Here is an 18,967-nt window from a genome sequence, read left to right on the forward strand (position 1 = left end):
CCGCCGAGCGGGTCCGGGACCCTAGAACCAGACGCCCTCGTCCGACCGGAGGGGGCGCTCGCCAAGCATAGCTCTGAAGAGGATGCACGACATGCGAACCTACGATCTCGCGCCGCTCTACCGCGCCACCGTCGGCTTCGACCGGATGGCCGACCTGCTCGACCGCGTCATGACGGCCGACACGGCGACGACCTACCCGCCCTACAACATCGAGAAGACCGATGAGGATGCCTACCGCATCTCGATCGCCGTCGCGGGTTTCGGCTCGGACGAGCTGAACGTCGAGGTGCGCGAGCAGTCGCTCGTCGTCACGGCCCGCAAGGCCAAGGACGAGCAGAAGCGGACCTACCTGCACCGCGGAATCGCGACCCGGGCCTTCGAGAAGACCTTCCAGCTGGCCGACCACGTCCACGTGACGGGTGCACGCGCCGCCGACGGCATGCTGCACATCGACCTCGAGCGTCAGGTGCCGGAGGCGCTGAAGCCCCGGACCATCGCCATCGAGGCGACCCGCGCCGACGCCGCGCAGGCCATCGAAGGCGAGACCGTCGAGGCCTGATCGGCCCCGGAGGATGGCAGAGGGGCGCGCCCGGCGACGGGCGCGCCCCTTCCTCGTTCCCGGACCGGGGCCGCGGTCAGGAGAACATGTCGTAGAGCACGACGCGCGTGCCCTGCGGGACGCGCTGGTAGAGGTCGACCACGTGGTCGTTGACCAGCCGGGCGCAGCCGTTCGAGACGCGCGTGCCGATCGTGTTGGGCGCGTTGGTCCCGTGGATGCGCAGGAACGTGTCGCGCCCGCCGCGGAACAGGTAGAGCGCGCGCGCGCCCAGCGGGTTGTTCGGCCCGCCCTCCATCCCGCCGGCCCACTGCGCGTAGATCTCCGGCTCGCGGCGGATCATGTTCGGCGTGGGCGTCCACGAGGGCCAGACCTTCTTGGCGCCGACGCGGAACACGCCGGGGCTCCACAGGTCGCGGCGCGCGACGCCGACGGCGTAGCGGATCGCGAGGCCGTCGCCCGTGCCCCAGTAGAGCGCGTAGGCGTTGGGATCGAGGTGCAGCTCCCCGGCGGGGACCTGCGATCCGGTGCGGACCATGCGGGGCTGGAACTGTCGGGGGAGGGCCGAGGCCGCGCCCGGAAGTGCGGCGGCGGCCGTCCCGGCCAATGCGGTGGACAGGAATGTGCGGCGGTCGAGCATACCAATATCTCCGTTCGTGGCAGCGAACTGACGTTGTCCTAACGCGATTCGGAGGGGGATTGGTTTCTCACGACGGTGTGAGGGGGGGCGGGGGGGCGGCGCAGTGACCTCGGCGTCACAGGCCGGGGGGGATCAGAACCACTGGCCGGGCTCCATGAAGCCGCCGTCCATCAGCTGCTGCGCGCGCCATTCGAACCGGGTCGAACCGCTCCACCGGAAGGTTGGGATCGTGCCGCGCGAGCCGGGGTTGGTGGCCAGCGCCTTGGCCGCGCGGAACGAGGCCACCGCGCAGGTCATCGAGTGGTGCCACGGGCAGGCGTAGGTGTTCATCTCCTCGATCGACAGCGTGTTGTCGTCGCGCAGGCGCAGGCCCGGACGGACGCGGAACAGGGAGACGCGGTCGATGCGGCGGCGGTCCTCGGGGACGTGCTCCTCGTGGCGCCAGCGCAGGCCGCCGAACATGTCGAGCTGCCGCTCCTTGGGGCCGGGGGCGCTCGGGTCGCCGGGCCGGGCGAGGGCGTAGTAGCCGGTCGCGTCGAACCATGCGTCCTCCGGATCGACGCCGTCGGGGGCGGCGCCCAGGTCGCCGGCGTAGAGGTCGATCACGAAGGTCAGCAGCGCGTCGCGCCGCTCCTCGGCGCAGAAGGCCGTCGCCTCGCCGACGGTCCGGCTCTCCCCGAAGGGCGTGAAGAGGTACTCCGCGTTGTGCAGCCATGCGATCCACCGGCCTTCGGGGAGCGCGTCGATCAGGGCGTTGACGCAGGGCGGGGCCATCCGCTCGGGCCGCTCGGGCAGGCGGAGCGCATGGGCCGCGCCGGGCAGGGGCGGGAGGGTCACGCCGGGCGGGGCGGCGACGACGATGGAGGCGAACCCGGCGCGGACGTGGTGGTCGAGGGTCGAGGCGATCTCGGTCTCGTCCTCGCACAGCAGCATCAGGACCGGCCCCGGCAGGGCGGCGCCGCGCGCGCGCAGGTCGTCGAGGTCGCGGAACTCCATGCGCGGGTTGGTGCCGCGCGGCTGCGGCGGGGGCAAGCCGCGCGGGTGGCGCGTTGCGGGCGGGCGCCGGGCGCGGTAGGCGCGGGCGCCCGATTTGACGAGGTTCGCCCTATGACCGAGGCCGCCAAGAAGAAGCTGCACGTCAAGACGTGGGGCTGCCAGATGAACGTCTACGACAGCGAGCGCATGGCCGAGGCGATGGCCGCGCAAGGCTACGAGGCGACGGAGGACGCGGGCGAGGCGGACCTGATCCTGCTCAACACCTGCCACATCCGCGAGAAGGCGGCCGAGAAGGTGTATTCGGAACTGGGGCGCCTGAAGCCGCTGAAGGCCCGCAACCCCGACCTCAAGATCGGCGTGGCGGGATGCGTGGCGCAGGCGGAGGGGGCCGAGATCGTCGCGCGCCAGCCGCTGGTGGACCTCGTGGTGGGGCCGCAGGCCTATCACCGGCTGCCCGACCTGGTGGCCCGGTCGGATCGAGGGGCGGCGGTCGACACGGACATGCCGCCGGAGGACAAGTTCGACCACCTGCCCGTCGCCCGAACCCCCGCCAAGCGTCCCACGGCGTTCCTCACGGTGCAGGAGGGCTGCGACAAGTTCTGCGCCTTCTGCGTGGTGCCCTACACGCGCGGGGCCGAGGTCTCGCGCCCCGCCGCCCGCTTGGTCGCGGAGGCCGAGGCCTTGGTGGCGCGCGGCGTGAAGGAGATCACGCTGCTCGGGCAGAACGTGAACGCCTATCACGGGGACGGGCCGGACGGCGGGACGTGGAGCCTCGCGGACCTGATCCGGCGGCTGCACGCGGTCGAGGGGCTGGCGCGCATCCGCTACACCACCTCGCATCCGAACGACTTCACCGACGACCTGATCGCCGCGCATGGCGACCTGCCCAAGCTGATGCCCTATCTCCACCTGCCGGTGCAGGCGGGGTCGGACCGGGTGCTCAAGGCGATGAACCGCAAGCACACGGCGGCGGAGTACGTCGAGCTGATCGGGCGCATCCGCGCCGCGCGGCCCGACCTGCTGCTGTCCGGCGACTTCATCGTGGGCTTCCCCGGCGAGACCGAGGCCGAGTTCGAGGACACGCTGCGCCTCGTCGAGGCGGTGGGCTACGGGCAGGCCTACTCGTTCAAGTACTCCGCCCGGCCGGGAACGCCCGCCGCCGAGAAGGAAGGGGTCGGCCCGGAGGTCGCGTCGGAGCGGCTGGCGCGCCTGCAGGCCCTGCTGGGCGCGCAGCAGCGCGCGGCGCAGGAGGCCGCCGTCGGGCGGGAGACGACGGTGCTGTTCGAGAAGGTGGGCCGTCTGCCGGGGCAGCTGGTCGGCAAGACCGAGCACCTGCAGGCCTGCCACGTCGAGGCGCCCGCCGACCTGATGGGACGGGTGGCGAAGGTGCGGATCGTCGAGGCGGCGGCCAACTCGCTGAAGGGCGAGCTGGCCTAGGGGAATCCGCCGCGCGCGGTCGGCGTCAGTGGTGGCGCCGCGCGCGCGCCCGGTTGCAGTTGCAGGGCGGCTGGGTGCGGATGATGTTGCGGACCTGGGCGGCCATGGCCTCCGGGTTGCCGACGAGGCGCTCGTCGCGGCAGACGCGCTCGCCGATCGCCACGGCCTCGGCGTTCGAGTAGCCCAAGCTGGCGAGGTCGTCGAGGAACACGCCCATCGCGCGGTCGAAAACGACCTTGTTCTTGAGCAGCGAGCGGTCGCAGGAGATGCGGATCTCGCGCGGCTCGGGCATGGCCCGGTTGCCCCACGCGTCGGCGGGCGTGGGCGCGACGCTTGCGGAGGCGAGGACGGCGAGGGCCGTCGCGGCAAGGGCGGTGGTCTTCATGGCGGGTCCTTCGGTTTCACCCCGGCGCGGGCCGGGAAGGCAGGTCGTCGTCTCGTTGTCGGCGCGCCCGGACGCGGGTGAGTCGGCCCGTCGGGACGCACGTCCCCGCCCCGCCGATACCACGGTTTCGCCACGATTGGGGATCGGCTGCGGAAACAGTCGGGCCGCCCACTTGGAAACAGTGGCGCGCGCCGGCGTTGCGGCGGTCGGGCGTCGCGCTAGGCTGTGCGGCGCGCCGGCCCTTGCGCCGGATCGTCCGCGACCCCACCCTCGGAAGCCGTTCGCCGCGCCGTCCGGGCCGCCGGACCGCAACAAGGAGAGACGTTTGGCCGACACCCTCGCCGCCCCGACCGCGGGCGTCCAGATCGAGTTCCCCGACAACCGCCTGCTGATCGACCTCGTGGGGCCGGCGGGCGCCCACTTGGCGCAGGTGGAGCAGCTGATGGGCGTCCAGATCGCCCAGCGGGGCAACGCGCTGGCCGTGCACGGCGAGGCGGCGGCGGAGGCCGAGCGGGTGCTGCGCGGGCTCTACGCGCGCCTCGAGGCGGGGCGCGCGGTGGACATGGGCGCGATCGACGCGACCATCCGCCTGCGGGCCGACGACGAGGAGACGCGCGACGGCGACCAGCAGGAGATGTTCGCGCCGGGCGGCGTCGAGCAGATCGAGATCCGCACCCGCAAGAAGACGATGGAGCCGCGCACCGAGGCGCAGAAGCGCTACACCCGCGCGCTCCTCGACAACGAGCTGACCTTCGGGATCGGACCGGCGGGGACGGGCAAGACCTACATCGCGGTGGCCGTCGCCGTGTCGAAGTTCATCACCGGCGAGGTGGACCGCATCATCCTGACCCGTCCGGCCGTCGAGGCGGGCGAGAAGCTGGGCTTCCTGCCCGGCACGCAGGACGAGAAGGTCGATCCCTACATGCAGCCGCTCTACGACGCGCTGAACGACTTCCTGCCCTCCAAGCAGCTGGGCAAGCTGCGCGAGGAGAAGAAGGTCGAGATCGCGCCGCTCGCCTTCATGCGGGGGCGCACGCTGTCGAACGCCTACGTCATCCTCGACGAGGCGCAGAACGCGACGACGATGCAGATGAAGATGTTCCTGACCCGGCTGGGGCAGGGGTCGCGCATGGCGATCACCGGCGACCGGAGCCAAGTGGACCTGCCGCGCGGCGTCCGCTCGGGGCTGCGGGACGCCGAGGCGATCCTCGCCGGGGTGGACGGGATCAGCTTCAACTACTTCGACGCGACGGACGTGGTGCGGCACCCCTTGGTGGCCAAGATCATCGGCGCCTACGACGCGGACGATGCCCGCCGCGAGGCGGCGCGCGCCGAGCGCGGGGAATGAGCGACGATTCTTGGGACGCCGAGACCCTGCGGCTCGGGACGCTCTACACGTGGGCGCAGCTGGAGGCGGAGGGGCCGCTGCCCGACCGGGCGGCGGTGGATTTCGAGTTCGTCGGCACGGACGAGGCGCAGCCGATGCCCTTCACGATGTGGCTTCGGATGCGCGGGCTGACGGCGGAGGGAGACGCGACCGCCCTGCGGGCCACGACCGAGGAGATGGACCTCTCGGCGGAGGCGATCGCCGATCTGGAGGGTGAGTTGGCCGAGGGCGCCAAGGGCTACGGCTTCGCGCCCGACGGGTGGGGCTTCGCCGGGTGAGCGTCGACGTCGTCTTGGAGGACGGGCGCTGGGCGGGGGTGCTGGAGGCGGCGTCCGCCCGCGCGGTGCCCGCCACGCTGCGCGACGCGGGGCTGGACCCGGAGGCGCACGAGGCGGCCGTGCTGGGCTGCGGCGACGAGCGGATCGCGGGGCTGAACGCGGCGTTCCGCGGCAAGCCCACGCCCACGGACGTGCTGTCGTGGCCCGCCTCGGACCTCGCGCCGGGGGACGTGCCGGAGGCGGAGATGGGCGACGTGGCGATCAGCTACGACACCTGCGCGCGGCAGGCCGCCGAGCGGGGGCTGACGCTCGCCGACCATGTCACGCACCTGATGGTGCACGCGACGTTGCACCTGCTGGGCCACGACCACATGGAGGAGGCCGAGCGCGCGGGAATGGAGGCGGCGGAGATCCGCGTCCTCGCCGGGCTTGGGATTCCCGATCCCTACGGCTAGATTGATCCCCGACGACACCACATGGAGGCCCTCCGGGTCCGATGGCACCTGACGGTCAGCGCGCGGACGCCGCGCCCGCCCCGAGCGAAGACACGACGACCGGGGCCGACCCCGAGAGTCCCGACGCGCGGTCCGAACCCCGCCCCGGCCTTTTGGCCCGGCTGATGGGCCGCACCGCGCCCGACGCTCCATCGCCCGACGCCCCGACCGTCGCGCCGCCCGGCCTCGTGGCCCTGCGGTCCAAGCGGCTGGACGACGTGCTGATCCCCCGCGCCGAGGTGGTCGCGGTCCCCGTGGACACGGCGCTGACGGACCTCGTGCAGACCTTCCGGGAGTCGGGGAACACCCGCCTGCCGGTGTTCGAGGAGACGCTCGACCAGCCGCTGGGCATGGTCCACCTCAAGGACGTCGCCCTGCAGCACGGGTTCAACGGGTCGGCCAAGGACTTCGACCTGCGCGCGATCCTACGGACGCTGATCTACGCGCCGCCCTCGATGCCCATCGGGGTGCTGCTGGCGAAGATGCAGACGCAGCGGACCCACATGGCGCTCGTGATCGACGAGTATGGCGGCGTGGACGGGCTGGTGACGCTGGAGGACCTGATCGAGCAGGTCATCGGCGAGATCGCCGACGAGCACGACGAGGTCGAGGGCAAGCCGTGGCGGCAGGAGCGGGCGGGCTGCTTCCTCGCGCTGGCCCGCACGCCGCTGCCGGAGTTCGAGGCCGAGATCGGGATGCGCCTCGCCGAGGAGGGCGACGAGGAGGAGTACGACACGCTGGGCGGCCTCGTGTTCTCGCTGGCGGGCCGGGTGCCCGAGCGGGGCGAGGTGCTGGAGCACCCCTCGGGCGCCACGCTGGAGGTGGTCGACGCCGACCCCCGGCGGATCAAGCGCGTCCGCGTGCGCCTGCCCGCCTGACCGTGACGGCCGCCTGAGATGCCGCGCGTGCCGGCATGGATCGCCGCCGGGCTGGCCGGTGGCGCGGCGGCCCTCGGGCATGCGCCGTGGGGCCTGTGGTGGCTTGCGCTGGCGGCCTTCGCGCTGGGCCTCGGGTCGGTCGCGCGGGCCCGGCGCCCCGTCCTCGCGGCGTGGGTCATGGGCACGGCGCACTTCGCGGTGGCGCTGCTCTGGCTGACGGAGCCGTTCCGCGTCGATCCCTCGCTCACCGGCTGGCTGGCATGGCCCGCGCTGGGCGCGGCGGCGGTGGGGTTCGGTGCCTTCTGGGCGGTCGGCGCGGGGGTCGGCGCACGCGCCTTGGGCGGTCCGGTCGGCGCGGGTCTGGGGATGGCGGCGGCGGAGCTCGCGCGGTCCTACGTGCTGACGGGCTTCCCGTGGGCGCTGCCGGGGCACGTGCTGATCGGGTCGCCCGCGCTCCCCGCCGCCGCCTATGCTGGGCAGCACGGGATGACCTTGGCGGTTCTGCTGGGCGCCGGGCTCGTGGCCTGCGCCCGCCCCCTGCCGACGGGGGCGGGCCTGGTGGTGCTGGCGGTGCCGCTGGCGCTGGGCGCCGCGCGGCCTGCCGCGCCGCCCCCCGCGGCGGACGCGCCGACGGTCCGGCTCGTGCAGCCCAACGCGCCGCAGCACCTCAAGTGGGATCCCGACTGGCGCCCGATCTTCTACGCGCGCGCGGTCGACCTGACCGAGGCGGGGCCGCCCCCGGACCTCGTGGTCTGGCCCGAGACGTCGATGCCGAGCCGCCTGTCCTTCACCGACGGGGTGCGCCCCGAGATCGCGGCGCGCGCCCCGGCCGTCGTCGGCACGCTGCGGATCGACCGGCAGGACGCGCCGCGCAACGCCTTGGTCCTCTTGGAGCGGGGAACGGGCCGGGTGCTCGACACGATCGACAAGCACCGGCTCGTGCCGTTCGGGGAGTACCTGCCGCTGCCGCGCGTGGCCGACGCGCTCGGCCTCGGGCCCTTGGCGGCGCAGATGGCGGGCGTGTTCGCGCCCGGGCCGGGGCCGCGCCTCCTCGAGACGCCGGTCGGGCGGATGATGCCGATGATCTGCTACGAGGCGATCTTCCCGCAGGACCTGCGCCGCGTCGCGCGTCCGCGCGCGATCCTGCACCTGACGAACGACGCGTGGTTCGGAACCCGCGTCGGCCCGTTCCAGCATCTGGCCCTCGCCCGGCTGCGCGCCGCCGAGCAGGGCCTGCCGCTGCTGCGCGCGGCGAACACCGGCGTGAGCGCCGTGATCGACGCGCGCGGCCGCGTCCTCGACGCGCTCCCGCTGGGCGAGGCGGGGGCGCTCGACGCCGCGCTGCCCCCCGCCCTGCCGCCGACGCCCTACGCCCGGCTGGGCGACCTCCCTGTTGCGCTCCTGCTCCTCGCGCTGGCGCTGCTGTGGCTGCTGTCGCGTCCGGTTGACCTCCCCCCGCGCGGGGCGCAGACGGGGCGCCACGCCCCAACGGCTTCCTGACGGGGCGCGCGAACGCGACCAATGGAGCGCCCCCGATGGCCCGCAAGAACTACGTCTTCACCTCCGAGTCCGTGTCGGAGGGCCATCCGGACAAGGTGTGCGACCGCATCTCCGACGCCGTGCTGGACGCCTTCCTCGCCGAGGAGCCGCTGGCCCGCGTCGCCTGCGAGACCTTCGCGACCACCAACCGGGTCGTCGTCGGCGGCGAGGTCGGCCTGGCGGACCCGCAGAACCTCGCCCGGATGCGCGAGCGGGTCGAGGAGATCGCGCGGCGCTGCATCCGCGACATCGGCTACGAGCAGGACAAGTTCCACTGGGAGACCTGCCGGATCACCAACCTCCTGCACGAGCAGTCGGCGCATATCGCGCAGGGCGTCGTCGGCAACGAGGGTGCCGGCGACCAAGGCATCATGTTCGGCTACGCGACCGACGAGACCGAGGCGCTCATGCCCGCGCCGATCCAGTATGCGCATGCCGTGCTGCGGCGGCTGGCCGAGGCCCGGAAATCGGGGACCGAGCCCGCCCTCGGGCCGGACGCGAAGTCGCAGCTCTCGGTGCGCTACGAGGACGGGGTGCCGGTGGAGGTCACGTCGCTGGTGCTGTCGACCCAGCATCTCGATCCGGACCTCACCTCCTCGGACGTCCGGGCCATCGTGGAGCCGCACATCCGCGCCGTCCTGCCCGACGGGTGGCTGACGGACGCGACCGCGTGGCACGTGAACCCGACCGGAAAGTTCGTGATCGGCGGGCCGGACGGGGACGCGGGGCTCACGGGGCGCAAGATCATCGTCGACACCTACGGCGGCGCGGCGCCGCACGGGGGCGGTGCCTTCTCGGGCAAGGATCCCACGAAGGTCGACCGCTCGGCGGCCTACGCGGCGCGCTACCTCGCCAAGAACGTGGTCGCGGCGGGGCTCGCCAAGCGCTGCACCCTGCAGCTGTCCTACGCCATCGGCGTGGCCGAGCCGCTGTCGATCTACGTGGACACGCATGGGACCGGCACGGCGGAGGACGCGGCCATCGAGGCCGCGGTGGCGGGAGCGATGGACCTCACGCCCACGGGCATCCGGGAGCAGCTGGACCTCGCCCGGCCGATCTACGAGCGCACCGCCGCCTACGGGCATTTCGGGCGCGCGCCGGACGCCGATGGCGGCTTCTCGTGGGAACGGACGGACTTGGCGGACCGGATCGCGCGGGCCGTGTGAGGGGACGTGCGGCGGATTCCCGCACCTGACGAAGTGTTTCCTTGATGAACCCTAGGCTTCGCTCCACGTTGGGCACCGAGGACGGAGGAATCGCCATGGCCGGACGGACCACCATCGGGAAGCTCGTCGACGATCTGAAGGATCGTCTTGAGGGTCTGATGGGCGCGCTCGCCCCGCAGCCCGACGCGATCCCGGTCCCCGTGCGGCCCGACCGCCGTCCCGACCCGCGGCGCTGACGCCCCCCGATCCGCGGGCGCGCTCCGCTCTCCAGCCCTCGCACTGATCGTCCCGCCGCCGGATGGTGGCGTCGTGGCCCGTCGCGGTGCGATGCGATCTGTCGGCGGGCCGCACCGCGTCCGGGCCGACGGGGCCGGGACGCGGGTGCAGGTGCCTCCGACCCGAGGGGCCGTCAGGCCGTCGCGCGCTTGAGGAACTTCAGCTGCGGGCGCAGCTTCTTGGGCTTGCGCCTGATCTGCGTGAGCAGGTCCGCGAGGTCCGCCTCGTCCACCAGCTTGGCCGCCTCGCGGGTCGGGAACCACTCGCGCGTGCGCTCGTCCTTCTCCTTCCAGCGCGGAAGGAGGGTCTCGACGATCAGCGGGTAGACCTCGACCCGGACCTTGCGCGAGGTGCCGTCGTCGAACCGCTTGCGATACTTGTAGGCCCCGAACGGCTCCTGCCCGATGGATCCCTCGACGCCGGCTTCCTCCAGCGCCTCGATGGCCGCGGCGTCCCACGGCTGTCGGCCCGGCATGGTCCAGCCCTTCGGCACGACCCAACGGCCCGTGTCGCGGGAGGTGATCATCAGGACCTCCACGGTCCCGCGCGGTCCCATCCGCAAGGGAAGGGCGGCGATCTGCTGCCGGTCGTGCTTCATCTGCCCGTGACCCTCTCAGGCGCTCGCGGCACCCTGTTTTGAGGGGAATCTGCCCGAAGCGACGGATTATTGCAAATCCGGACCGTCGAGCAGGTCGGCGACATCCCGCAGCGTGTCCGCGACGAGGTCCGCGCCCAACGGTGCCTCGCCGTAGCCGCCCCGCAGGATGACGCAGCGCATCGGCACGGCGCGGGCGGCGTCGAGGTCGACCGCGCTGTCCCCGACCATGACCGCATCGCGGGGCGCGACGCCCATCGCCGCGAGGGCGTGGCGGAGCGGGGCGGGGTCCGGCTTGCGCGCGGCGAGGGTGTCGCCGCCCACCACGACGGCGAACGGCCCGAGGTCCAGCGCCGCGATGATGGTGCGGGTCGGGGCCTCGGGCTTGTTGGTCACGAGGGCGAGGGGCAGGCCCCGCGCCGCGAGCCCCGCGAGCAGGTTGCGCGCTCCGGGAAGGGGCACCGTCCCGGAGACGGGATCGCGGTCGTAGATCGCGTGGAAGGCCGCCTCCACCTCCGCGGCCCGTTCGGGCGCGTCGGCCCACGTCGTGAGGCGGCGGACGAGGGTGGGGACGCCGTGGCCGATGAAGCCGCGCACGGTCGCCTCGCCGGGGGCGGTCAGGCCCGCTTCGCGCATGGCGGCGGCAGCGGCGCGGTGGATGCCGCCGAGGCTGTCCACCAGCGTGCCGTCGAGGTCGAAGATGACCGCCTTCACGGACAGGGCGCGCCCGCCGCGTCCCATGCGAGGATGGCCCGCGCGGCCTCCTCCGGCGAGCCGGGCGCGGGGTCGCGGCCTAGGCCGGGCGCCCAGCCCCAGACCACCAGCGGATCGTGCGACACGTGGTCCGCCACCTCGGCCATGGTGCGCCCGCCGTTCCGCTCGGGGTCCTTCAGCTGCTCGCAGATCTCGCGCGGGGTGCGGGCGGCCCATGCCATCTCCGGCGGGGCGAGGGCCCAGCCCTCCACGCCCGGCGCGGCATGGGGGAAACCGCCGTTCTCGGCGCGGTGGCAGGTGCCGCAGGGCAGGGTCTCGATTCCCATCCGGCTCTCGCCCGCCACGACGCCCAGCCCATGCGGCACGCCCGTCCGCCAGAGCGGCACGTCGGTCTCCACGTGGCAGTTGGCGCAGCGCGGGTGGGACAGGACCTCGTGGACGGGCGCGAACTCCTGCGCGGCGGCGGGGGCGGCGAGGAGGACCAGCGCGAGCCACCTCATGCGAAGCGCACCGTGCGGTCGAAGGGCATCTCGCGCAGGCGGGTGCCGGTGGCGGCGAAGATCGCGTTGGCGAGTGCGGGCGCGGCCGGCGGCAGGCCGGGCTCGCCCGCGCCGGAGATGCGCCCCCCGAGGCCGAGCGCGCGGACCTCAAGGGTCGGCGGGACCTCCCACAGGCGGAGCGAGGCGTAGTCGTGGAAGTTGGACTGTAGGCTGCGCCCCTCCGCGAACTCCACGGCGGCGTGCATCGCGTGCCCGAGGCCGAAGAGCGCACCGCCCGAGAGTTGCGCCTCGGCGTTGACGGGGTCGAGCACGGTGCCGAGGTCTGCGGCGATCCACAGGCCCCTCAGCGCCAAGCCCGCGTCGGTCTCCTCGACCTCGACAACCTCCGCCACGGGGACGCCGAAGGAGTAGGTGAAGGCCACGCCCTTGCCCTTGCCCGGCCCGTCCCAGCCGGCCATCCCGGCCACCGTCTCCAGCACCGTCCGGGAGGCGGGGTCCCGCAGCAGGCGCAGACGCTCTTCCACCGGGTCGGCCCCGGCGGCGAGGATGACCTCGTCCAACAGCGACTCGCCGAAGAAGCCGTTGAACGACGCCCCGACGGAGCGCCACGACGACACCGGCACCGAGGCGGGCACGCGGTAGCCCGTCACCCGGCGGTCGGGGATCGCGTAGGGCGCGTCCCACAGCGCCTGCACCGTCATCAGGTCGGGCCCGACGGGCGGGTAGCCGAGGCGCTGCATCTGGCTCTCGGTGACGGACAGGGCCGCGACGTCGAGGTCGAAGGACCGCACCCGCCCCCCCTCGTGGGTGGCCCGCCCCCGCGCCAGTGCCATGGGGCGCAGGAAGCCGTGGGTCATGTCCTGCTCGCGGCCCAAGGTCAGGCGCACGGGGCGGCCCGGCACGGCCATCGCGGCGTGGGCGGCCTGCTCGATCCACTCCATCTCCAGCCGGTGCCCGAAGGAGCCGCCGGAGGGCAGGTTGGTGAGGTGGACCTGCTCGACGTCCTGCCCCGTGATCCGCGCCACCGCCTCGCAGGCGAAGGTCGGCACCTGCGTGCCGCACCACAGGTCGGTGCGCTCGGGAGTGTAGCGGACGGTCGCGTTGGTCGGCTCCAAGGGCGCGTGATGGAGGAAGGGGACGCGGTACTCCGCCTCGACGAGCTCGCCCGGCGCGCCCGCCACGTCGCCCTCGTCGGCGAAGCGGCTGTCGGTCTCCTCGCCCTCGATGACGGCGGCATGCTCGGCCCAGAGGGTCGCCGTGTCCGGCTTCGGCGCGACGTCGCCCCATTCCACGGCCACGGCCCGCGCGGCCCGCATGGCGCGCCAGTCGTTGTCGGCGATCACGGCGAAGCCGTCGGGGATCGGGATCACGGCCTCGATCCCGCGCATGGCCGCCGCGGCGGCGGTGTCGAGCGAGGCCACGCCGCCGCCCCGCACGGGGTTGGTGACGGCGGTGGCCCGGAGCATCCCGGGGAGGTCCACGTCGACGCCATAGGTGACGGCGCCGGTGGACTTGGCCTCGACGTCGGTCCGGCGGTGCGCCCTGCCGAGGACGCGCCACTCGGACGGGTCGCGGAGCGTGACCTCGCGGACGAGGTCGGTCGCCGCGGCCGCCGCGGCGAGGTCCGCGTAGGGCAGGCGCGTCCCATCCGCCGCGACGACCGCGCCGCCTTCGGTGGCGAGGGTCGCGACGTCGACGCCCAAGCGGGCCGCGGCGGCCGCCTTCAGCGTCTCGCGTGCGACGGCCCCCGCCTCGCGCAGGCGTTCGAACAGGTCGGGCACCGTGGTGGACCCGCCCGTGATGTTCAGGCCGACCAGCTTGCCCGCCACGTCCGACCCGAGCCGGGCCACCGCGCCCATCCGCCCGTCGTCCCACGCCGCGACGGGGATGCCGTGGCCGGTGATCTCGCCGTTGTAGTAGGCCTTCGACGCCGGCCCCGCGACGATGCGGACTGCGTGGGGATCGACGTCCATCTCCTCGGCGATCAGGTGGGCCTGGATCGAGGCGGCCCCCTGCCCGACATCCGCGCGCGGGGCGACGAAGGTGACCCCCTCGGCATCGACCACCACGAAGGGCGTGAGGCTCGCCGCGCCCTCGGGCAGGTCGGCGAGCAGCGGGTTCTCCGGGTCCGCGCGGTAGCGCCAGACCCCGAAGGCCACGCCCCCCGCGACCGCGGCGGAGCCGATGAGCAGCGTGCGGCGGACGATCTTGCCGATGCCCATCACGCGGTCTCCTGCGCGGCCCGCCGGATGGCGGCCCGGATGCGGGGGTAGGTCGCGCAGCGGCAGAGGTTGCCGCCCATCACGGCGTCGATCTCCGCGTCCGACGGCGCCGGGTTCCCCGCCAGCAGCGAGGCCGCCTGCATGATCTGGCCCGACTGGCAGTAGCCGCACTGGGCCACCTGCTCCTCGATCCACGCGTCCACCACGGGGTGATCGCGGGGGAGGCCCTCGATGGTGGTGACCTCGGCCCCTTCGGCCTCGGACGCGCGGACTTGGCACGAGCGCACGGCGAGCCCGTCGAGATGCACGGTGCAGGCCCCGCACTGCGCGATGCCGCAGCCGTACTTCGTGCCCGTCAGGCCCAGCTCGTCCCGCAGCGCCCAGAGCAGGGGCATGTCCGGCTCGACGTCGAGTTCGACCTCGGCCCCGTTGATCGTCATCCGCATGATCCGGCCTCCTGCTCCGGACCTATGCCCCCGCGGGCGGCGGGTCGAGGGTATCGCGGCGTCCCGGCGGGCGGGGCTTGATCGCGCCGACGGGCCGGGCGACGACGGCGCATGTCGCCGCGCCGGCCCGTCCTCGACCCCGCGCGCCTGCTCCGGGGGCGGGCGGACGCGCTCGCGCGCGGGCCGCATTGGGAGCCCCGCGCCCTGATCTGCCTGCTGCGCCCGTCCGACGGATGGACCGAGGTGCTGCCCCCCGGCGGCACGCCTCGGGGCGCCGCCGAGACGGTGCTCGTCCTCGCCGACCCCGCGCGGCTCGACGCGCGGTGCCAGCCGACGCCGCTCGACCCCGCCGGGCGCCTGATCGGGGCCGCGGGCGCCGCCGAGCTGGTCGCGATGGCCGACTGCCTCGCGCCCGCGCCCTACGTGGCGCGGATGGCGGGGCTCGCTTGGTGGCTGCACCGGTTCGAGGCGCTGCGGCGGGCGGCCATCCCCCGAGGCGATGGACCCGGGCCGCGGCGTCGCGGCCCTTGAGCGATGGGCCGCCACCTCGTAGGCCCGGAGGCGACCGGACCACGGAGCGACCCATGGACTACGACCTCTTCGTCATCGGCGGCGGCATCAACGGCTGCGGCATCGCGCGGGACGCGGTGGGCCGGGGGCTCAAGGTCGGGCTGGCGGAGATGGGCGACCTCGCGGGGGCGACGTCCTCCGCGTCCACCAAGCTGTTCCACGGCGGGCTGCGCTACCTCGAGTACTGGGAGGTGCGGCTGGTCAGGGAGGCCCTGCGCGAGCGCGACGTGCTGCTCCGGAACATGCCGCACATCGCGTGGCCGATGCGCTTCGTCCTGCCGCTGCACCGTGACATGCGGTTCGAGGGGGACACGCCCACGTCCAAGCTGCTCTCGGCGGTCATGCCGTGGATGCGCGGGCGCCGTCCCGACTGGCTGATCCGCACGGGGCTGGCGATGTACGACAACCTCGCCCGCTCGAAGTACCTGCCGGGCACGGCGACGGTCCCGCTCCGCGGCACGCCCGAGGGGGCGCCCCTGGAGGACCGGTTCGAGAAGGCGTTCGAGTACTCGGATGCGTGGGTCGAGGATTCGCGGCTCGTGGTGCTGAACGCGCGGGACGCGGCGGACCGGGGCGCGGACGTGATGGTCCGGACGAAGGTCGTGTCCGCCGAGGCCAAGGACGGCGGGTGGGCCGTGACCTTGGAGGGCGGACGGGTCGTCACCGCGCGGATGCTCGTCAACGCGGCCGGGCCGTGGGTGGGCGACGTGATCCGGGGCGTGGTGCGGGCCAACACGCAGGACAGCGTGCGCTTGGTGCGGGGGTCGCACATCGTCACCAAGTCGCTGTTCGACCACGGTAAGTGCTACTTCTTCCAAGGCGAGGACGGGCGGATCATCTTCGCCATCCCCTACGAGACGGACTTCACCCTGATCGGGACGACCGATGCCGAGCACGAGGACGCCGATCAGAAGCCCGTAATCTCGGAGGCCGAGCGCGACTACCTCATCGCCTTCGTCAACCGCTACCTGAAGCGCGACGTGTCGGTGGACGACATCGTGCACACCTACTCCGGGGTGCGCCCGCTCTACGACGACGGGGCGTCCTCGGCGACGGCGGCGACGCGGGACTACGTGCTGAAGGTGGACCGCTCGACCGGCGCGCCGGTGCTCAACGTGTTCGGGGGCAAGATCACGACCTACCGCAAGCTCGCCGAGGCCGCGGTGGGCAAGATCGTCAACGTGCTTCCCGCGTCGGGCGGGCCGTGGACCAAGGACGCGCCGCTGCCGGGCGGGGACTTCCCCGTGGACGGGGTGGCCGCGCTCGTGGCCCGGACGCGGGCGCGTTACGGCTTCCTGTCCGACGCCGAGGCGTTGCGCCTCGTGCGGGCCTACGGGACGGAGGTGGCGGACGTGCTGGGCGAGGCGGCGTCGTGGGCCGACCTGGGCGAGGCATTCGGCGCGGGCCTGACCGCGCGCGAGGTCGAGTGGCAGGTCGAGCGGGAATGGGCGCGCACCGCGGAGGACGTCCTGTGGCGGCGCACCAAGCTGGGCCTTCGGATCGACGACGACGGCCGCGCACGGCTGGAGCGCTTCCTCGCGGAGGCGACGGCCGAGGCCGCCTAGCCGCCGAGCACCTCCACCGCGTCGAGGGCGATCATGCGCTCCTCTTCGGCGGGGACGATCCAGACCGCGACCTTCGACGTCTCGCCGTGCAGGCGCGGCCCGCGGCGGTGGTTGGCGTCCGGGTCCATGCGCACCCCCGCCCATTCGAGGCGGCGCAGCACGTCGGCGCGCACCGCGCCCGCGTTCCCGCCGATGCCGCCGGTGAAGGCGATGGCGTCCACCCCGCCCATCGCCGCCATGAGGCTGCCCGCGTGGCGGGCGGACTGGTAGCAGAAATGCTCGACCGCAAAGGCCGAGTCGGCGGAGGGGTCGAGGATCAGGCGGGCGCATGTCGGACTTGCCGCCCGAGAGGCCGAGGAGGCCGGATTCGGTGTTGAGGATCTTGCGCGTCCGGTCGGTCCCGTGCGCGTCCACCAGCCGCAGCACGGCGTTGGCGTCGATGCCGCCCGAGCGGGTGCCCATCGTCAATCCGTCGAGGGGCGAGTAGCCCATCGTCGTCGCCTCCGACCGCCCGTTGAGGATGGCGCAGAGGGACGCGCCGTTGCCGAGGTGGAAGGCGAGCAGGCGCGACGGGAGCGGCTGGCCCGACACCTCGGGCAGGCGGCGGACGAGCGAGGCGTAGGACAGCCCGTGGAAGCCGTAGCGGCGGATGCCCTCGGTCTCGGCGGTCCGGGGGATGGCGTAGCGATAGGCCACCTCGGGCATGGTGGCGTGGAAGGCGGTGTCGAAGCTGGCCGTCTGCGGCAGGTCGGGGGCGGCCGCGCGGAGCGCCTCGATGGCCGCGAGGTTGTGCGGGTTGTGGAGCGGGGCCAGCGGCGTGCAGTCGGCGATCTCGCGGATCGTGTCGTCCGTGATGCGGACGGGCTGGGACAGCTTGGCGCCGCCGTGGACGACGCGGTGGGCGGCGGCGCGGAAGGCGGTGGGCGGCAGGCCGCGCTCCGCCAGCGCGTCGAGGAAGCCACCCGTTCGTTCGGCCAAGCCGATCTCGGCGGTCAGGCCGGAATGGCGCTGGGCCAGCGCCGCGCTCCGCTCGAACACCGCGAACTTGATCGAGGAGGATCCTGCGTTGAGCACGAGGATCGGACCTTCGGCCATGGGGCCCCCTTCGATGGTCCCGAAATACTCCCGACGGAGGCCGCCGCGCCGGGGGCTCGATGCCCCCGGCGCGGCGCTCCGTTCAGGCCTTCACCGCCTCCATGAAGCGGTGACGGATGACGACGGGATCGAGGGTGATCGGCGGGTGCTTCTCGGACCCGGACTCGCAATGGGCGACGATGACGTGGGTGCCGCCGGCGGCCAACGCTGCCTCGATGGCCTTCCCAGCCTCGGCGCCCGGCACGTCGTGCACGTTCTCGCAGCCCGAGGCCCGCGCCACGCCCGCGAGGTCGGTGCGCATCCCCGTGTAGGTCGGCTGGTCCCCCGTCGAGCCGTAGGCGCCGTTGTCGACCACCAGCAGGATCAGGTTCCCCGACCCGTTGTTCCCGATGGTCGCGAGCGTGCCCATGTTGGTCAGGATCGAGCCGTCGCCGTCGATGGCGATGACGGGCTTGTCCTGCACCAGCACGAGTCCCAGGCCGATGGAGGAGCAGAGCCCCATCGTGCCCAGCATGTAGAAGTTGGTCGGCTGGTCGTCGATGCCGTGCAGCTCTTGGCTGGGGATGCCGATGTTGCAGACCACGAGGTGGTCGCGGATGACGGGCGCGATCTCGCGCAGGATGTCGGCGCGGCGCATCAGTAGCCCCCCCAGAAGGTCGCGTCGGTCAGGATGGCGACCGGCTTGTTGGACATGAAGCAGTACTTGAGGATCGCGGGCAGCTCCTCGACGTCCGACTGCTTGTGGAGGTGGTAGGTCGGGATGCCCATCATCTGCAGCAGCGGCTTGGTGTGGACCGCCATCTCCACTTGGCACGCGATGGGCTCGCCCAGCTCGCCCCGGTAGGAGATCAGCATGGGCAGGGGCATGCGGTAGAACTGCGTCAGCGTGGCCAGCGTGTTGACGGTCACGCCCAGCGCGGTGTTCTGCATGATGATCGCGGGCTTCGTGCCGCCCATGAAGGCGCCGGCGCACAGGCCCATGCCCTCGTCCTCCTTGTTGCAGGGGACATGGCGCATGTCGTCGCGCGTCTCCAGCTCGGCGATGACGCCGGCCAATTGCTTGCAGGGGACGGTGGTGACGAAGCCGATGCCGGCCCCGGCCATGTCGTCTGCGATGCGTTTGTGGATGCTCATGCGGTCCTTCCCGACTCTAGCTCTTGCGCGGGCATAGCTGAGGACCCGGCGCGGTTAACAGCCGCGAAGCGGCCCGCGCATCGCCGGGCCGCCC

General features: G+C 73.3%; 22 protein-coding genes and 1 pseudogene. 11 read left to right on the plus strand and 12 right to left on the minus strand.

Features of this window, described 5'->3' with window-relative positions; translation table 11 throughout:
- Nucleotides 1–91: 91 nt before the first annotated feature.
- Nucleotides 92–559, plus strand: coding sequence for an Hsp20 family protein (locus JQC91_RS07985; protein WP_203286272.1), 468 nt, complete (start codon nucleotides 92–94; stop codon nucleotides 557–559).
- A gap of 76 nt (nucleotides 560–635) precedes the next feature.
- Here JQC91_RS07985 and JQC91_RS07990 read toward each other — a convergent pair whose 3' ends face one another.
- Both JQC91_RS07990 and JQC91_RS07995 read right to left on the minus strand, forming a co-directional pair.
- Nucleotides 636–1,196 (minus strand): L,D-transpeptidase, encoded by a 561-nt coding sequence (locus tag JQC91_RS07990; protein ID WP_203286273.1) that lies wholly within the window; start codon nucleotides 1,194–1,196, stop codon nucleotides 636–638.
- Nucleotides 1,197–1,328: 132 nt separating this feature from the next.
- Entirely contained in the window at nucleotides 1,329–2,192 is an 864-nt protein-coding gene (locus JQC91_RS07995) for a hypothetical protein (protein ID WP_203286274.1), read from the minus strand.
- 111 nt (nucleotides 2,193–2,303) lie between these two features.
- On the opposite strand from JQC91_RS07995, the gene miaB reads away from it, so the two are divergent.
- Nucleotides 2,304–3,629, plus strand: coding sequence for a tRNA (N6-isopentenyl adenosine(37)-C2)-methylthiotransferase MiaB (gene miaB / locus JQC91_RS08000; RefSeq protein WP_203286275.1), 1,326 nt, complete (start codon nucleotides 2,304–2,306; stop codon nucleotides 3,627–3,629).
- 25 nt (nucleotides 3,630–3,654) lie between these two features.
- On the opposite strand, the gene JQC91_RS08005 is transcribed toward miaB, so the two are convergent.
- A complete protein-coding gene (locus JQC91_RS08005; protein WP_203286276.1) occupies nucleotides 3,655–4,014 on the minus strand; it encodes a hypothetical protein in 360 nt (119 codons plus the stop codon).
- A 325-nt stretch (nucleotides 4,015–4,339) separates the two neighbouring features.
- Here JQC91_RS08005 and JQC91_RS08010 point away from each other — a divergent pair, with 325 nt between their 5' ends.
- The 7 genes from JQC91_RS08010 (at nucleotide 4,340) to JQC91_RS08040 (ending at nucleotide 9,992) form a co-directional block, all read left to right on the plus strand.
- Nucleotides 4,340–5,362 (plus strand): PhoH family protein, encoded by a 1,023-nt coding sequence (locus JQC91_RS08010; protein ID WP_238941372.1) that lies wholly within the window; start codon nucleotides 4,340–4,342, stop codon nucleotides 5,360–5,362.
- On the plus strand, nucleotides 5,359–5,679 hold the full coding sequence (locus JQC91_RS08015; protein WP_203286278.1) for a hypothetical protein: 321 nt from the start codon (nucleotides 5,359–5,361) through the stop codon (nucleotides 5,677–5,679). Before JQC91_RS08010 ends, JQC91_RS08015 begins: the two co-directional genes overlap by 4 nt.
- Complete coding sequence (gene ybeY / locus JQC91_RS08020; protein ID WP_203286279.1) at nucleotides 5,676–6,134, plus strand: rRNA maturation RNase YbeY; 459 nt, start codon at nucleotides 5,676–5,678, stop codon at nucleotides 6,132–6,134. The genes JQC91_RS08015 and ybeY overlap by 4 nt, the downstream gene beginning before the upstream one ends.
- Nucleotides 6,135–6,298: 164 nt before the next feature.
- Nucleotides 6,299–7,051, plus strand: coding sequence for a hemolysin family protein (locus tag JQC91_RS08025; protein ID WP_343069929.1), 753 nt, complete (start codon nucleotides 6,299–6,301; stop codon nucleotides 7,049–7,051).
- Between the two features lie 18 nt (nucleotides 7,052–7,069).
- On the plus strand, nucleotides 7,070–8,551 hold the full coding sequence (gene lnt, locus JQC91_RS08030; RefSeq protein ID WP_203286281.1) for an apolipoprotein N-acyltransferase: 1,482 nt from the start codon (nucleotides 7,070–7,072) through the stop codon (nucleotides 8,549–8,551).
- Between the two features lie 35 nt (nucleotides 8,552–8,586).
- The gene (gene metK, locus JQC91_RS08035) at nucleotides 8,587–9,756 is read left to right on the plus strand and encodes a methionine adenosyltransferase (protein WP_203286282.1); all 1,170 of its coding nucleotides are present in this window, start codon (nucleotides 8,587–8,589) and stop codon (nucleotides 9,754–9,756) included.
- A gap of 95 nt (nucleotides 9,757–9,851) precedes the next feature.
- Nucleotides 9,852–9,992, plus strand: a complete 141-nt coding sequence (locus JQC91_RS08040; protein ID WP_203286283.1) for a hypothetical protein — start codon at nucleotides 9,852–9,854, stop codon at nucleotides 9,990–9,992.
- 173 nt (nucleotides 9,993–10,165) lie between these two features.
- Here JQC91_RS08040 and JQC91_RS08045 read toward each other — a convergent pair whose 3' ends face one another.
- From JQC91_RS08045 to JQC91_RS08065, 5 genes are all read right to left on the minus strand, one after another.
- The gene (locus JQC91_RS08045) at nucleotides 10,166–10,630 is read right to left on the minus strand and encodes an NUDIX hydrolase (RefSeq protein ID WP_203286284.1); all 465 of its coding nucleotides are present in this window, start codon (nucleotides 10,628–10,630) and stop codon (nucleotides 10,166–10,168) included.
- Nucleotides 10,631–10,696: 66 nt separating this feature from the next.
- Nucleotides 10,697–11,341 carry a phosphoglycolate phosphatase gene (gph, locus tag JQC91_RS08050; protein ID WP_203286285.1) on the minus strand — a complete coding sequence of 215 codons (645 nt, stop codon included), beginning with the start codon at nucleotides 11,339–11,341 and terminating at the stop codon, nucleotides 10,697–10,699.
- Nucleotides 11,338–11,841: a hypothetical protein gene (locus JQC91_RS08055; protein ID WP_203286286.1), complete on the minus strand. Its 504-nt coding sequence runs from the start codon at nucleotides 11,839–11,841 to the stop codon at nucleotides 11,338–11,340. The genes gph and JQC91_RS08055 overlap by 4 nt, the downstream gene beginning before the upstream one ends.
- Nucleotides 11,838–14,063, minus strand: coding sequence for a molybdopterin cofactor-binding domain-containing protein (locus JQC91_RS08060; RefSeq protein WP_203286287.1), 2,226 nt, complete (start codon nucleotides 14,061–14,063; stop codon nucleotides 11,838–11,840). The genes JQC91_RS08055 and JQC91_RS08060 overlap by 4 nt, the downstream gene beginning before the upstream one ends.
- Nucleotides 14,063–14,509: a (2Fe-2S)-binding protein gene (locus tag JQC91_RS08065; protein ID WP_238941374.1), complete on the minus strand. Its 447-nt coding sequence runs from the start codon at nucleotides 14,507–14,509 to the stop codon at nucleotides 14,063–14,065. The genes JQC91_RS08060 and JQC91_RS08065 overlap by 1 nt, the downstream gene beginning before the upstream one ends.
- 111 nt (nucleotides 14,510–14,620) lie before the next feature.
- Here JQC91_RS08065 and JQC91_RS08070 point away from each other — a divergent pair, with 111 nt between their 5' ends.
- Nucleotides 14,621–15,040, plus strand: a complete 420-nt coding sequence (locus JQC91_RS08070; RefSeq protein ID WP_203286484.1) for a hypothetical protein — start codon at nucleotides 14,621–14,623, stop codon at nucleotides 15,038–15,040.
- Between the two features lie 53 nt (nucleotides 15,041–15,093).
- Complete coding sequence (glpD, locus tag JQC91_RS08075) at nucleotides 15,094–16,644, plus strand: glycerol-3-phosphate dehydrogenase (protein WP_203286288.1); 1,551 nt, start codon at nucleotides 15,094–15,096, stop codon at nucleotides 16,642–16,644.
- Here the strand turns inward: glpD and JQC91_RS18230 are convergent.
- The 4 genes and pseudogenes from JQC91_RS18230 to comD all read right to left on the minus strand — a co-directional run bounded on the left by JQC91_RS18230 (nucleotide 16,641) and on the right by comD (nucleotide 18,873).
- Nucleotides 16,641–16,883 carry a hypothetical protein gene (locus JQC91_RS18230; protein ID WP_343069930.1) on the minus strand — a complete coding sequence of 81 codons (243 nt, stop codon included), beginning with the start codon at nucleotides 16,881–16,883 and terminating at the stop codon, nucleotides 16,641–16,643. The two genes, glpD and JQC91_RS18230, sit on opposite strands and share 4 nt — an antisense overlap.
- 145 nt (nucleotides 16,884–17,028) lie before the next feature.
- Nucleotides 17,029–17,739: pseudogene (locus tag JQC91_RS18235) on the minus strand (acetate kinase); the annotation flags it as partial.
- 82 nt (nucleotides 17,740–17,821) lie between these two features.
- Nucleotides 17,822–18,376, minus strand: coding sequence for a sulfopyruvate decarboxylase subunit beta (gene comE, locus JQC91_RS08085; protein ID WP_203286289.1), 555 nt, complete (start codon nucleotides 18,374–18,376; stop codon nucleotides 17,822–17,824).
- Nucleotides 18,376–18,873: a sulfopyruvate decarboxylase subunit alpha gene (gene comD / locus JQC91_RS08090; protein ID WP_203286290.1), complete on the minus strand. Its 498-nt coding sequence runs from the start codon at nucleotides 18,871–18,873 to the stop codon at nucleotides 18,376–18,378. Before comD ends, comE begins: the two co-directional genes overlap by 1 nt.
- Between the last annotated feature and the right edge of the window lie 94 nt (nucleotides 18,874–18,967).

The sequence above is a fragment of the Jannaschia sp. Os4 genome, from assembly GCF_016820245.1.
GTDB lineage: Bacteria > Pseudomonadota > Alphaproteobacteria > Rhodobacterales > Rhodobacteraceae > Jannaschia.